Origin of the sequence: Aromatoleum evansii (genome assembly GCF_012910805.1) — a bacterium.
GTDB classification, from domain to species: domain Bacteria; phylum Pseudomonadota; class Gammaproteobacteria; order Burkholderiales; family Rhodocyclaceae; genus Aromatoleum; species Aromatoleum evansii.
Window position 1 is genome coordinate 1 of record NZ_WTVK01000307.1, and the last position, 387, is coordinate 387.

Sequence of the window (387 nt, forward strand, 5' to 3'; positions counted from 1 at the left end):
CGTCGATGCGGGCCTGGCGAAGTGGCGCCACGGGCGCCTCGAGGACGTGTTCCGCAACCGCGCGCTCATCGCGATCCACAACACGGATGGCGTCCTCGTCGGGTTCAACGGGCGCGATCTGAGCGGGTCGCACCCAGCGAAGTACCTCAACACCCCCGCCACGACGATCTTCACCAAGGGCGCGCTGCTGGTCGGCCTGCATGAGGGGCGCGAACACGCCGCACGCGTGGGCGGTCCGGATCGTCCCGACATCGTCGGGGTCGAAGGGCCGATGGACGCGATCGCGGTGACCCTCGCCGGGGGTGGTGACGTCATCGGTGTCGCCGCCGGCACGGGCGGGTTCACGCCCGCGCAGGTCGATCAGCTCGCCGCGTACGCGGCACGCAC

1 protein-coding gene is annotated in these 387 nt (G+C 71.3%); it reads left to right on the plus strand.

The window, feature by feature from the left end; translation table 11 throughout:
- Nucleotides 1–387: hypothetical protein (locus GO615_RS28455; protein WP_211167453.1), on the plus strand; the 387-nt coding region annotated here is incomplete at both ends.